This is a genomic window from Haemophilus influenzae, assembly GCF_019703545.1.
GTDB classification, from domain to species: Bacteria; Pseudomonadota; Gammaproteobacteria; order Enterobacterales; family Pasteurellaceae; genus Haemophilus; species Haemophilus influenzae_E.
Map to the genome: position 1 here is coordinate 431,268 of NZ_AP018771.1, position 14,063 is coordinate 445,330.

Annotated in this window: 8 protein-coding genes, 2 tRNA genes, 1 rRNA gene and 3 pseudogenes; 7 read left to right on the top strand and 7 right to left on the bottom strand. The window is 37.2% G+C overall.

Annotated features, from left to right (window positions below):
• Nucleotides 1-120: 120 nt before the first annotated feature.
• The 4 genes from K6J66_RS02155 to tfoX all read right to left on the bottom strand — a co-directional run bounded on the left by K6J66_RS02155 (nt 121) and on the right by tfoX (nt 2,929).
• Nucleotides 121-196: transfer RNA gene (locus K6J66_RS02155), tRNA-Ala, on the bottom strand.
• Nucleotides 197-281: 85 nt separating this feature from the next.
• Nucleotides 282-358 (bottom strand) — tRNA-Ile (locus tag K6J66_RS02160).
• A gap of 79 nt (nt 359-437) precedes the next feature.
• A 16S ribosomal RNA gene (locus tag K6J66_RS02165) occupies nt 438-1,977 on the bottom strand.
• Nucleotides 1,978-2,275: 298 nt separating this feature from the next.
• Nucleotides 2,276-2,929 (bottom strand): DNA transformation protein TfoX, encoded by a 654-nt coding sequence (gene tfoX / locus K6J66_RS02170; protein ID WP_006995324.1) that lies wholly within the window; start codon nt 2,927-2,929, stop codon nt 2,276-2,278.
• 372 nt (nt 2,930-3,301) lie between these two features.
• Here tfoX and recA point away from each other — a divergent pair, with 372 nt between their 5' ends.
• Together recA and recX are read left to right on the top strand one after the other, a co-directional pair.
• Nucleotides 3,302-4,366, top strand: coding sequence for a recombinase RecA (gene recA, locus K6J66_RS02175; protein WP_005654959.1), 1,065 nt, complete (start codon nt 3,302-3,304; stop codon nt 4,364-4,366).
• A 79-nt stretch (nt 4,367-4,445) separates the two neighbouring features.
• Entirely contained in the window at nt 4,446-4,904 is a 459-nt protein-coding gene (gene recX / locus K6J66_RS02180; RefSeq protein WP_038439484.1) for a recombination regulator RecX, read from the top strand.
• Here recX and crcB read toward each other — a convergent pair.
• The gene (gene crcB / locus K6J66_RS02185; RefSeq protein WP_005658943.1) at nt 4,901-5,287 is read right to left on the bottom strand and encodes a fluoride efflux transporter CrcB; all 387 of its coding nucleotides are present in this window, start codon (nt 5,285-5,287) and stop codon (nt 4,901-4,903) included. The two genes, recX and crcB, sit on opposite strands and share 4 nt — an antisense overlap.
• The gene (locus tag K6J66_RS02190) at nt 5,287-6,105 is read right to left on the bottom strand and encodes a Cof-type HAD-IIB family hydrolase (protein ID WP_038439483.1); all 819 of its coding nucleotides are present in this window, start codon (nt 6,103-6,105) and stop codon (nt 5,287-5,289) included. Before K6J66_RS02190 ends, crcB begins: the two co-directional genes overlap by 1 nt.
• 402 nt (nt 6,106-6,507) lie before the next feature.
• Here K6J66_RS02190 and K6J66_RS02195 point away from each other — a divergent pair, with 402 nt between their 5' ends.
• The 4 genes and pseudogenes from K6J66_RS02195 to K6J66_RS09705 all read left to right on the top strand — a co-directional run.
• Nucleotides 6,508-7,512: an ornithine carbamoyltransferase gene (locus K6J66_RS02195; protein WP_038439482.1), complete on the top strand. Its 1,005-nt coding sequence runs from the start codon at nt 6,508-6,510 to the stop codon at nt 7,510-7,512.
• A 9-nt stretch (nt 7,513-7,521) separates the two neighbouring features.
• On the top strand, nt 7,522-8,454 hold the full coding sequence (gene arcC, locus K6J66_RS02200; protein WP_005661976.1) for a carbamate kinase: 933 nt from the start codon (nt 7,522-7,524) through the stop codon (nt 8,452-8,454).
• 104 nt (nt 8,455-8,558) lie between these two features.
• Entirely contained in the window at nt 8,559-10,088 is a 1,530-nt protein-coding gene (locus tag K6J66_RS02205; protein ID WP_005665578.1) for a YfcC family protein, read from the top strand.
• Nucleotides 10,089-10,091: 3 nt separating this feature from the next.
• A pseudogene (locus tag K6J66_RS09705) lies at nt 10,092-10,190 on the top strand (Lrp/AsnC ligand binding domain-containing protein); the annotation flags it as partial.
• 132 nt (nt 10,191-10,322) lie between these two features.
• On the opposite strand, the pseudogene K6J66_RS09710 reads toward K6J66_RS09705, so the two are convergent.
• Nucleotides 10,323-10,412: pseudogene (locus tag K6J66_RS09710) on the bottom strand (ABC transporter); the annotation flags it as partial.
• Nucleotides 10,413-10,735: 323 nt separating this feature from the next.
• On the opposite strand from K6J66_RS09710, the pseudogene K6J66_RS02210 reads away from it, so the two are divergent.
• Nucleotides 10,736-14,037, top strand: a pseudogene (locus tag K6J66_RS02210) (TonB-dependent hemoglobin/transferrin/lactoferrin family receptor).
• Nucleotides 14,038-14,063 lie beyond the last annotated feature (26 nt).

The following is a 14,063-nucleotide window of genomic DNA, read 5'->3' on the forward strand; positions in this document are numbered from 1 at the left end:
AAATTAAATTTAAAATTAAACTTAAAACTAAGAATAAAATAACCTAATATTTAAAATAGCTTAATACTATCTCAATACCTTATTACTTTGTCTTTTTCTAATTTACTTAACGATGATAAGTGGTGGAGATAAGCGGGATCGAACCGCTGACCTCCTGCGTGCAAGGCAGGCGCTCTCCCAGCTGAGCTATATCCCCATTTCATCATAATTTAATAACTAATCATTTATGTCTTAGTTATTAGTTATTTACACTACACCTTTCGTTTCACTCACTCTCAGAGTGGTGGGTCTGAGTGGACTTGAACCACCGACCTCACCCTTATCAGGGGTGCGCTCTAACCACCTGAGCTACAGACCCAAGGGTAATGTTTTCTTCTGCTCATTTGTCTACAACTATCAGCCAATCTGTGTGAGCACTCGCTGTCTCTCGTCTTCAGTAAGGAGGTGATCCAACCGCAGGTTCCCCTACGGTTACCTTGTTACGACTTCACCCCAGTCATGAATCATACCGTGGTAAACGCCCTCCAAAAGGTTAAGCTATCTACTTCTGGTACAACCCACTCCCATGGTGTGACGGGCGGTGTGTACAAGGCCCGGGAACGTATTCACCGCGACATTCTGATTCGCGATTACTAGCGATTCCGACTTCATGGAGTCGAGTTGCAGACTCCAATCCGGACTTAGACGTACTTTATGAGATTCGCTCCACCTCGCAGCTTCGCTTCCCTCTGTATACGCCATTGTAGCACGTGTGTAGCCCTACTCGTAAGGGCCATGATGACTTGACGTCATCCCCACCTTCCTCCAGTTTATCACTGGCAGTCTCCTTTGAGTTCCCGACCAAGTCGCTGGCAACAAAGGATAAGGGTTGCGCTCGTTGCGGGACTTAACCCAACATTTCACAACACGAGCTGACGACAGCCATGCAGCACCTGTCTCTAAGTTCCCGAAGGCACAAGCTCATCTCTGAGCTCTTCTTAGGATGTCAAGAGTAGGTAAGGTTCTTCGCGTTGCATCGAATTAAACCACATGCTCCACCGCTTGTGCGGGCCCCCGTCAATTCATTTGAGTTTTAACCTTGCGGCCGTACTCCCCAGGCGGTCGATTTATCACGTTAGCTACGGGCGCCAGAGTTAAACCCCAACCCCCAAATCGACAGCGTTTACAGCGTGGACTACCAGGGTATCTAATCCTGTTTGCTCCCCACGCTTTCGCACATGAGCGTCAGTACATTCCCAAGGGGCTGCCTTCGCCTTCGGTATTCCTCCACATCTCTACGCATTTCACCGCTACACGTGGAATTCTACCCCTCCCTAAAGTACTCTAGTTACCCAGTCTGAAATGCAATTCCCAGGTTAAGCCCGGGGCTTTCACACCTCACTTAAATAACCGCCTGCGTGCCCTTTACGCCCAGTTATTCCGATTAACGCTCGCACCCTCCGTATTACCGCGGCTGCTGGCACGGAGTTAGCCGGTGCTTCTTCTGTATTTAACGTCAATGATGTGTACTATTAGCACACACCCCTTCCTCAATACCGAAAGAACTTTACAACCCGAAGGCCTTCTTCATTCACGCGGCATGGCTGCGTCAGGGTTCCCCCCATTGCGCAATATTCCCCACTGCTGCCTCCCGTAGGAGTCTGGACCGTGTCTCAGTTCCAGTGTGGCTGGTCATCCTCTCAGACCAGCTAGAGATCGCAGGCTTGGTAGGCATTTACCCCACCAACTACCTAATCCCACTTGGGCTCATCCTATGGCATGCGGCCTCTCAGTCCCGCACTTTCATCTTCCGATAATACGCGGTATTAGCGACAGTTTCCCGTCGTTATCCCCCTCCATAGGCCAGATTCCCAAGCATTACTCACCCGTCCGCCACTCGTCAGCAAGAAAGCAAGCTTTCTCCTGTTACCGTTCGACTTGCATGTGTTAAGCCTGCCGCCAGCGTTCAATCTGAGCCATGATCAAACTCTTCAATTCAAGTTCAATCGCTCAATAAACTGCTTAGCTATAAATAAAAACACTACTTAAAAAAGTAATGATGAATTTTCAGTTAAGCACCTATTAAGACTTCAAAATTAAAAAATAGTTTTAAAACAAGTCAATCAACAAGTGCCCACACAGATTGTCTGATATATTGTTAAAGAGCAAAAAATAACGACGCACTTGGAAACTTAAAAAACTTCACAACAGTGCGTCGTTGTGTGCGGTGCATTATAGGGATTTTCAAATCCCTTGCAAGTACTTTTTTGTAAAAAATTATTTGAATGAACAAATTTTATTCATCATCTAATTTTCTATAGCCTTTTAAACCATTTTTTCTCAAAACTTCGTTTAATTTCTTCAATAAACGCTCTTTTTCAGCTTGACTTAACATCTGACTATTTTTATTTTGCAAAGCACATACTAATTTCCAATAAAAATCAAGCGTAGCACCACTGCCACTTTTCTTTAATTCCACCAATGCATTTTCTGCGCCAATCTCTCTTAGCATCGCAACATTTGTAATACCAACTTTTATTAAAGCTCTTTCATGTTTAATCGTTAAATTGGGTAAATCCTTTAATCGATTCAATTTTCTTAACGTACATTCTAGCTTCTGCTCAAGAATCTGCTTAATAGAAAGAATAATCAATTTTCTACACAATCTATTACTACGTAAAACCTGATCAGAAAGTGCATAATATTGTGAAAGCACAAACCGTTTATTCAATTCATTCGTTGTAAAAGGTTCACAACCTAATTTAGTTAATTGAATTGCGAGAACACCCTCACCGCGTAAATAAAGTTTTTTATTTTGCCAAATGGCAAACATTGTCTCTTCCTTGTGAAACAAACCGTAACCAGTAAAAAGATTTTTAAAGGAAACATTTCCTACTAACTGATCTAACAAGGAGCAAACGCTATCTATATGCTCATCCTTTATATTCATATTAAACCTCCAATGAATAATTATTTTAAAAGAGTCAGTAGAAGTACTTCTGATTTCATTTATATCATGAAATTTTTACTACACCTAAATATAAATCTCAGATTTGTGAGCCAGATCGTAAATTTAAAATTTATTTTTATCTAAACGATTGGTTTATATATAAATATACTATATTTAAAACTTTTTCTGAGATTATTATTGTATATAATTTAATCTAATTCTTCTGTTAAAAACTTTTATTTTAAGCCTTCCCTATCCTCTTTACTGAAATGTGTATCTCATATTTTTTTATTAATATAAACATTTTTCTTGACCTGTACATCAATACAGATATAATCATAAAAAATTGAACATTCAAACAGGATTTTAATTATGGCAACTCAAGAAGAAAAACAAAAAGCACTAGCAGCTGCATTAGGGCAAATCGAAAAACAATTTGGTAAAGGCTCAATTATGAAATTAGGCGATACCAAAACGTTAGACGTAGAATCTATTTCTACTGGATCACTTGGCTTAGATGTTGCACTAGGAATTGGTGGTTTACCTATGGGACGAATTGTAGAAATTTTCGGGCCTGAATCATCGGGTAAAACAACATTAACTCTTTCCGTCATTGCTCAAGCACAAAAAGCAGGAAAAACCTGTGCATTTATTGATGCAGAACACGCACTTGATCCTATTTATGCAGCAAAACTTGGTGTAGATGTAAAAGAACTTTTTGTTTCTCAACCAGATAATGGGGAACAGGCACTTGAAATCTGTGATGCATTAGTTCGCTCAGGTGCAATTGATGTAATTATTGTGGACTCCGTTGCCGCACTGACACCAAAAGCTGAAATTGAAGGGGATATGGGCGATTCTCATATGGGTCTGCAAGCACGTTTAATGTCTCAAGCTTTGCGTAAACTCACAGGTCAAATTAAAAATGCAAACTGTCTAGTTGTGTTTATTAACCAAATCCGTATGAAAATAGGTGTGATGTTTGGTAATCCTGAAACTACTACGGGCGGTAATGCATTAAAATTCTATTCTTCTGTTCGCTTAGATATTCGCCGTACAGGTTCTGTAAAAGATGGCGAAAATATTATTGGAAATGAAACCCGCGTAAAAGTAGTGAAAAACAAATTAGCGGCACCATTCCGCCAAGTGGATTTCCAAATTCTCTATGGAGAAGGCATTTCAAAAGCAGGTGAATTATTAGAACTTGGTGTAAAACACAAACTTGTAGAAAAATCAGGTGCTTGGTATTCCTACAATGGTGAAAAAATTGGTCAAGGAAAGGCTAATTCAATGAAATGGCTTAACGAAAATATAGAGAAATCAGATGAATTAGAAGCTCGTTTACGTGCTGAATTAGTGGCTAATCCAGAACAAGCCTTAATGGCGGATATTGAACAATCTGAAAATAACACTGAATCAGAAAGTGATTTTGAATAAAGAAAATTACAAATGCCAAAAGTGCGGTTAAAAATGACCGCACTTTATATCAACTCAATAAAAATAAAGGAATCATTCCTTGTCATCCCTTGCTTTTAATTACATAGTTAATCTTCTTTCTCGCAGAGAATATAGTGAATTCGAGCTCCGCAATAAAATGCAGGAAAAGAACTTTTCGGAAGAAGAAATTGATGAAGCTTTATCTCGATGCCAAGCAAAAAATTGGCAAAGCGATCGTCGTTTTTCAGAAAATTATCTAAATTCACGCTCACAAAAAGGTTATGGTGTAGGAAGAATTCGACAAGAATTACGCCAATTAAAAGGTGTGTCTTCTGATATTATTGATGAAGTTTTAATGGAATCAGAAATTGATTGGTATGAAATGGCTGAGAACTTGTTACGTAAAAAATTCCCAAATTATAACGAGCAGCAAACGCCTAAAATGAAACAAAAAATTTGGCAATATATGCTATCACACGGATTTCGTAGCGATGAATTTGCTGATTTAATTGGGCAAAACCAAAGTGAATGGGATTAAGATAAAAGTTGAGAACAAATTTTATATATCCAAATGCCTAACACAGTCATAGCTAAACATCCGAATAAATGCATCATTAATACACAAAATCCATTTAACCACTTGTCATTAAAAAATAATTCCACAACTTCGGAAGAAAAAGACGAAAATGTGGTTAGCGATCCTAAAAAACCCGTAATTAAAAATAACCGCCATTCAGAACTAATTTGTGGAAATTGCCAAAAAAGCCCAAGTAATACACCAATAATTAAACAGCCAAACAAATTAGCGATTAAAGTCCCAAAAGCAAACGAAGAAAATAAAGGATTAAATAACAATCCTATAGCCCAACGCAATGACGCGCCTAATATTGCACCACAACTTATGAATAATAATGCCTGCATTAATAATCTAATCCAAATTGGGTTCGCAAATAACGAGCGACTGATTCTTCTTTATTTGAGCCAATAACTTCTAACTCTGGACAAGCTTTTTTTAAACGAATATCTGCATCTTGCATGATACAGCCTTTACCAGACCAAGAAAGCATTTCTACATCATTCATTCCATCACCAAAAGCAATACAGTCTTTTAACTCATACTCGCGTGATTCGAGTAAATGTTTTAATGCATCCCCTTTTGAAACATTCTTATTCATTACTTCCAAACAAGCTAATGCTGAATAAACAATTGTCGCTACGTCACCAAACTTATCTCGTAAATAAGTTTCTACTTCAACTAAATCCTCTGGAGTTTTACCAATAAAAAAGACTTTTTCTGTCCCACGTCCATGATGTTTAGAAAAATCGACAACGTTATAATCAAATCCAGATTCTTTATGGAACTGACGCATTGCAGGAATATCTTTATTAGTAAACCAACCTTCATCTTGATAGCTATTCATGCATACTTTGGAAGTATCAAATGGCGTTTTGTAAAGCTCAAGAACTAATTCTTCAGGCAAACTATTGCTATAAAGCAAATTACCCTGTAAATCCCGTACACGAGCACCGTTTGATGTAATCATAGCCGCACGTTCCGCACCAATTTTTCCAAGAATGGATGACACATCGGTATGATTGCGTCCTGTTGCCAAAATAATATCTACGCCTTTTTGCTCTAATGCTCTCAGCGTATCAATGGTAAGATCACCCACTAAATGTTCAGGTGTTAAAAGTGTGCCATCTAAATCAGACACCATTGCTCGAAAAGGTAAATTCATAAAAACCTCAAAAAATAAACAATGTTTATCATATCACTAAATATACAAATGGTACTTGCTGAAGATCAATATATTAAAAACTGCAATAAAAATAACCGCACTTTTATTAAGTATAGATAGACACATTCCTCTTCATCAAAAATAAACTAAAACATATTTTCGTTTAAATTCATCTACTATTAGAAATCAAACAAATAACAATAAAGAGTTAGATTATTTTTATTAAATTCTAATAATACTAAAAATCTCGCAATAAAATTCTACATACTGGCATTACCAGTTGAAAAACGACAACAAATTTCATTTTACCTCTCTTATAATGCAACTGTTCGAACAACAAGCAGTATCTCGAATGATGTATGTTTATTCCCCAATGTATAGTCAAAACACAAGGAGATTATTATGGCTTTCAATATGAAAAATAGACATTTACTTAGTCTTGTTCATCACACAGAACGTGAAATTAAATATCTCTTAGATCTCTCCCGAGATTTGAAACGAGCCAAATATGCCGGCACAGAACAACAAAAATTAAAAGGCAAAAATATCGCGCTCATCTTTGAAAAAACCTCCACCCGCACACGCTGTGCATTTGAAGTCGCCGCTTATGATCAAGGCGCACAAGTCACCTACATCGACCCTAATTCCTCTCAAATTGGCCACAAAGAAAGTATGAAAGATACCGCCCGCGTATTAGGCAGAATGTATGATGGCATTGAATATCGTGGCTTTAAACAAAGTATCGTTCAAGAACTGGCTGATTATGCTGGAGTGCCAGTATTCAATGGTTTAACCGATGAATTCCACCCAACACAAATGCTTGCCGACGTACTTACCATGATTGAACATTGCGACAAACCATTAAGTGAAATTAGCTATGTATATATTGGGGATGCTCGCAATAACATGGGTAATTCACTTTTATTAATTGGTGCAAAATTAGGTATGGATGTTCGTATTTGTGGACCTAAAGCATTATTACCAGAAGCAAATCTTGTGGAAATGTGCGAAAAATTTGCGAAAGAAAGTGGAGCTCGTATTACTGTAACTGAAAATATCGACAAAGCGGTGAAAGGCGTAGATTTTATCCATACTGATGTGTGGGTTTCAATGGGTGAACCATTAGAAACTTGGGGCGAACGCATTAAATTATTACTTCCTTATCAAGTCACACCTGAATTAATGAAACGCACTGGTAATCCAAAAGTGAAATTTATGCACTGCTTGCCAGCCTTCCATAACAGCGAAACCAAAGTTGGTCGTCAAATTGCTGAAAAATATCCTGAATTAGCTAATGGTATTGAAGTAACTGAAGAGGTATTTGAATCGCCAATGAACATTGCATTTGAACAAGCAGAAAACCGTATGCACACAATTAAAGCGGTAATGGTAGCAAGTTTGGCATAAGGAGAACGTATGAGAATAGTGATTGCATTAGGCGGTAATGCATTATTACGACGCGGAGAACCAATGACAGCCGAAAATCAACGACAAAATGTTCGCATTGCTTGTGAGCAAATTGCTAAGATTTGGCCAAATAATGAATTAGTGATAGCACACGGTAATGGCCCACAAGTGGGTTTGCTCGCCTTACAAGGTGCTGCCTATACTGATGTGCCAACCTATCCTTTAGATGTATTGGGAGCAGAAACAGCTGGAATGATTGGTTATATGATTCAACAAGAACTCGGTAATTTAGTTCCATTTGAAGTGCCATTTGCAACGTTATTATCTCAAGTAGAAGTTGATATCAACGACCCAGCTTTCAAAAATCCAACTAAGCCAATAGGCCCTGTTTATACGAAAGAAGAAGCTGAACGTTTGGCAAAAGAAAAAAATTGGTCTATCGCACAAGATGGTGATAAATATCGTCGCGTTGTGCCAAGCCCATTACCAAAACGTATTTTTGAAATTCGTCCGGTCAAATGGTTGCTTGAAAAAGGCAGTATCGTAATTTGTGCGGGGGGCGGTGGCATTCCAACCTATTATGATGAACACCATAATTTACAAGGTGTTGAAGCCGTTATCGACAAAGATTTATGTTCAGCTTTACTTGCAGAAAATCTTGACGCTGATTTATTCATCATCGCAACTGATGTTTCCGCAACTTTCGTAGATTGGGGTAAACCTAATCAAAAAGCAATTTCAGTTGCCTCACCTGAAGCTATTTCAGAACTTGGTTTCGCTTCAGGTTCCATGGGGCCGAAAGTACAAGCCGCGATCAACTTTGCGAAACAAACAGGAAAAGATGCAGTAATAGGATCTTTATCTGATATTGTGGACATTGTGAAAGGCAAAGCTGGTACTCGTATTACGAAAAAAGCTGAAGGCATATCCTATTATGCTTAAATAATAAAGGAACTTTGGGAAGCCATTCTCAAGGTAAAAAGTGCGGTTGGTTTAACCAATGTTTTACCAACCGCACTTTAAACGTTAAACATAAGGAGCTCGCTATGGATGCGTCCAAAAAGAAGAAAACGTTTAATTTCCCATCAGCGTTTACCATTTTATTTGCAATATTAATTCTCGCTGTTGGATTAACCTGGGTTATTCCATCCGGTTCATATTCAAAATTAACATATAATTCCACTGATAATGTATTTGTTGTCAAAGCTTATGGCGTTGATGATAAAACTTATCCCGCCACAACAGACACTCTTGATAATCTCAATATCAAAATTAAACTCTCCAACTTCACCGAAGGCGTGATCAAAAAACCAATCGCTATTCCTGGCACCTATCAACGTGTAGAACAACACCACAAAGGCATTGAAGACATTACCAAAAGTATGGTAGAAGGTACCATTGAAGCCGTTGATGTTATGGTCTTTATCTTTGTATTAGGTGGTATGATTGGTGTCATTAACCGTACTGGTTCTTTTAATGCTGGTTTGATGGCTCTCGTGAAGAAAACCAAAGGCAATGAGTTTTTTATTGTATTCTGCGTATCCGTCTTAATGGTGTTAGGCGGCACAACCTGTGGTATCGAAGAAGAAGCAGTGGCATTTTACCCGATTCTGGTGCCAGTATTCTTGGCTCTGGGATATGATGCGATAGTCTGCGTAGGGGCTATATTCCTTGCTGCATCTATGGGAACTGCATTCTCTACAATTAACCCATTCTCCGTTGTTATCGCATCAAATGCGGCTGGTATTCAATTTACTGAAGGTATTGGTTTCCGTGCTCTAGGTTTAGTTTTAGGGGCAACTTGCGTAATCGCATATCTTTATTGGTACTGTAAAAAAATCAAAGCTGACCCAAGCTTTTCTTATACTTACGACGATCGCGAAGAATTCCGTCAACGTTATATGAAAAACTTTGATCCGAACACAACTATCCCATTCTCAGCTCGTCGCAAATTAATCTTAACGCTTTTCTGTATCTCATTCCCTATTATGATTTGGGGTGTAATGATTGGCGGATGGTGGTTCCCTCAAATGGCTGCATCTTTCCTTGCCATTACCATCATCATTATGTTTATTAGTGGATTGTCTGAAAAAGATGTTGTGGAATCTTTCACTGAAGGTGCATCAGAATTAGTAGGCGTATCCTTAATCATCGGTCTTGCTCGTGGCGTGAACTTAGTGCTCGAACAAGGTATGATTTCTGACACTATCCTTGATTATATGTCTAATGTGGTTAGTGGTATGCCGGGTAGCGTATTCATCTTAGGCCAATTAGTCGTATTTATTTTCCTAGGTTTAATCGTACCGTCTTCTTCTGGATTAGCTGTACTTTCAATGCCAATTATGGCGCCACTTGCTGACTCAGTGGGTATTCCACGCGATATCGTGGTTTCAGCTTACAACTGGGGACAATATGCAATGCTATTCTTGGCTCCGACAGGATTAGTGTTAGTGACACTCCAAATGTTGCATATTCCATTTGATAGATGGGTTAAATTCGTCATGCCAATGATTGGATGCTTATTGCTAATTGGTTCCATTTTATTAGTAGTACAAGTATCCTTATATAGCGTTTAATTAGTCAAAAATACCTATCTTAATTCTAGGCTTGGCATTAAAACCTTAAAATCAGAAGTTACTCTAAAAACGGTCAAATCAACAACTGAGTTGCCTTTATAAAATCATCATAATGATTGCTCCTAAAATAAAAAGAAGCACGCATAGAATGATGCGTACTTAATGTAGGGTGGGCTTCAGCCCACCAAAATATCTTACGATTGTTTGATGGTGGGCTGAAGCCCACCCTACAACTACTAACGCCACCCAATTCCACAACACCGTGACGCCAATCCATTTTTTGCTGTCAACCACCGTGTTAATTAGGCGTTTATCTATCATCATAATGATTACTCCTAAAATAAAAAGAAGTACGCATAGAATTATGCGTACTTAATGTAGGGTGGACTTCAGCCCACCAAAATATCTTACGATTGTTTGATGGTGGGCTAAAGCCCACCCTACAATTACTGAAGCCCACCCTACAATTACTAATATCAACAATCAACGGCTCGCATTATAGGAAACAAGCACGTTTAAATACAGAAAATAATGAGAATAGTTTTTATTTCTTGATTTTGATCAAAAATACACTTTTAGTATTGTGAGAGAATACTTTTTTCTATAATATATTTGAGAATTATTATTATTTTTTTATGGGATTAAATATGACCAATTTTAGATTAAACGTGCTTGCCTATTCCGTTATGCTTGGGCTAACGGCAGGCGTTGCTTATGCTGCCCAACCAACCAACCAACCAACCAACCAACCAACCAACCAACCAACCAACCAACCAACCAACCAACCAACCAACCAACCAACCAACCAACCAACCAACCAACCAACCAACCAACCAACCAACCAACCAACCAAAATAGTAATCTTTCTGAACAACTAGAGCAAATTAATGTATCTGGTTCTACCGAAAATAGTGATACAAAAACACCACCAAAAATTGCTGAAACGGTAAAAACGGCTAAAACGCTGGAAAGAGAACAAGCAAACAATATTAAAGACATCGTTAAATACGAAACGGGCGTTACTGTTGTTGAAGCTGGGCGTTTTGGGCAAAGCGGTTTTGCCATTCGTGGTGTAGATGAAAATCGCGTCGCAATTACGGTTGATGGTGTCTCTCAAGCAGAAACATTATCTTCTCAAGGCTTTAAAGAGCTTTTCGAGGGTTATGGTAACTTCAATAATACGCGTAATGGAATTGAAATTGAAACTTTATCTGATGTCAAAATTACCAAAGGTGCAGATTCTCTCATGTCTGGTAGTGGTGCATTGGGTGGTTCCGTCATCTATAAAACTAAAGATGCAAGAGATCTTCTGCTTAACAAAAACTACGCTTTTAAATATAAAACTGGTTTTACCAGCGAGAATGATGAAAGATTAAATTCTATTACTTTTGCAGGGAAAGCCAATATCTTTGATGTACTAGCTATCGGCACTTGGCGTAATGGTCATGAAATCAAAAATTATGATTACAAATCTGCAGACGACATTCTAGGAAAACTCAGAGAAAGGACCGATCCTTATAATAAAAAAGACCGCAGTCTTTTATTGAAAATTGGTACAAATCTTGGTGAAAATAATCGTATTGCCGTAGCCTATGATAGAAGACGGGTTGAAAATAAAGGTCTAGACAAATCTTACTCATTACATGGATGCACTAGATATGTTTGCAATGATAATGAAATAGATACTCGTCATACTCATGATGAGAGCATTAGAACTAGTAAATCTATCACATTTGAAAATACAAATGTAAACCCACTTTGGGATACTTTAAAACTCTCTTATACAGATCAAAGCATCACTCAACGAGCAAGAACTGACGATTATTGTGAAGGAGAGCAATGCCCAGGAGTACAAAATCCACTTGGATTACATTATAACGATAATAATAAACTTGTTGATAGAAATAATAATCCTGTAACCTATAAATTAGAAAATACTTCAAAAATACACTACTCTTATATTGATAAAAATATTTTTAATAAATACGCTAACTTTAAGAAAGAAGTTCCAGAAGAACTTGCTACCAAGTGGAAACTTCGGAAGCAATATGATGAAAAATACTATCTTGAAGGATCTTGCTATGACAGACACAATGATCCTGGACAAATGGGAAAATGCAGACTACGAGTGGATATAAAAGAGAAAAAGGAAACGCTATTAGCCAATAATATCACTTATGATTTAAACAAAGATTCTTTTATCAAAAACAGTATCAACCAAAGAATAACCAATTCTGATAATTTATTATCTTGCGATGGTATTAATTGTGATAAAGGGATGATTCAAGGTTTCGAAGCTGATGGAACGCCTAAGAATTTACCAATAAAAATAATCCAAAAAGAAGGTAAAAAATTTGCACTTATTAAAAAAATTTTAGATGCAAATGGCTTCAATATTGGTCCAGAGAAAGCATCTCGTTTTCTAGTACCTAATTCGCCTGGTTATAATAGAAACCTCTGGAAAAAACGTGACCTTGATACTCGTACTCAACAAATTAATTTGGATTTAACAAAACATTTTGAACTAGGAAAAAGCCAACATGATTTATCTTATGGTTTAGTTTGGAGTAAAACAACAAAATCAATGATAAATAAAGAAGGGTTAAAAGTTAATAGTGGAAAATGGTGGATTGATTATCCAAAAGACTGTGAATCGAGTACATCAGATTTATGTACAAAAAATAGTACAGCATCATTTCTTATTCCTGTAGAAACAAAAGATGGGTCTCTCTATTTTAAAGATGAATTTAGAGTAAATAATTATCTTGGTTTTGATATTGGTTATAGATATGACAAAGTCAAATACAAAACCAATTATCAACCGGGTATAACGCCAAAAATCCCTGATGATATGTTAGTTAATTTATTTATAAAAGAACCTGTTGTAAAAAACGAACGGAGTCTAGACCCTAATAATCTAAATGAAATTAATCGACGAAAAAATGCAGAAGCTAATATTAATTATATTTCTCAACCCAAAAAATTTAGTGCAAGTTCTTATGCTTTCAGCACAAAATTCGATCCGTTAGATTGGTTACAAATTCAAGCAAAATATAGTAAAGGTTTTAGGGCACCAACAGCTGATGAATTATACTTCACGTTTAAGCATCCTGATTTTACGGTACTCCCTGGTTCTCAATTAAAAGCAGAAATTGCAAAAACTAAAGAATTATCATTAACTTTACATGATGATGAAATTGGTTTCATTTCAGGAGGCTATTTCATTACGAACTATGACAATTTTATTGATCTAGACTATAGAGGAGATACGGATTTTGGTTCTGCAGCTACTGGAAATAATGCAGAAGGGGCATCAGGCGGGCAATCTAAATATCCAACATATCAAACTGTGAATTTTGCGCATGCAAAAGTAACTGGCTTTGAATTAAAAGCTAAATTTACATTAGGAAAATGGGTATCATGGCTGAAAAATGTTGATTTTGGCTATAAATTAACCAAACAAAAAGGTAAATCAAGCGGTCTTCGTCATGTTAGAGATAATCCTCCTCGTTATATAACTAGCCCAATGAATGCCATTCAACCAATGACACAAGTGGTAAGTTTAGCTTATACACATCCTGATAATTTATTTGGTTTGAATTTATATGTGACCCATGTTTCCCACAAGAAAAAAAATGAAACATATAATATCCTTTCAGAAACAGCAGAAAAAGGGGATAAAAGTTATGTGAGAGATAAACATCTTAGATGGCGTAATAAAAGTTATACGGTGACAGATTTTACTTTCTTCGTAAAACCAATGAAGAATTTAACTTTACGAGCGGGTGTTTACAATTTATTTGACAAAAAATATATTACTTGGGATTCAGCTCGTTCAATTCGTATGTTTGGTACAAGTAATTTGATTAATCAAGAAACAGGAGCAGGTATCAACCGCTTCTACGCGCCAGGTAGAAATTATAAGATGTCAGTTCAATTTGAATTCTAATCTGTGGTAAAAATAACGAGCATTTC

Bases quoted from the DNA above. Each gene is read 5' to 3' on its own strand.
- K6J66_RS02195 (WP_038439482.1), top strand. From the start codon at position 6,508: ATGGCTTTCAATATGAAAAATAGACATTTACTTAGTCTTGTTCATCAC.
- K6J66_RS02205 (WP_005665578.1), top strand. From the start codon at position 8,559: ATGGATGCGTCCAAAAAGAAGAAAACGTTTAATTTCCCATCAGCGTTT.
- crcB (WP_005658943.1), bottom strand. From the start codon at position 5,287: ATGCAGGCATTATTATTCATAAGTTGTGGTGCAATATTAGGCGCGTCA.
- tfoX (WP_006995324.1), bottom strand. From the start codon at position 2,929: ATGAATATAAAGGATGAGCATATAGATAGCGTTTGCTCCTTGTTAGAT.
- arcC (WP_005661976.1), top strand. From the start codon at position 7,522: ATGAGAATAGTGATTGCATTAGGCGGTAATGCATTATTACGACGCGGA.
- K6J66_RS02190 (WP_038439483.1), bottom strand. From the start codon at position 6,105: ATGAATTTACCTTTTCGAGCAATGGTGTCTGATTTAGATGGCACACTT.
- recA (WP_005654959.1), top strand. From the start codon at position 3,302: ATGGCAACTCAAGAAGAAAAACAAAAAGCACTAGCAGCTGCATTAGGG.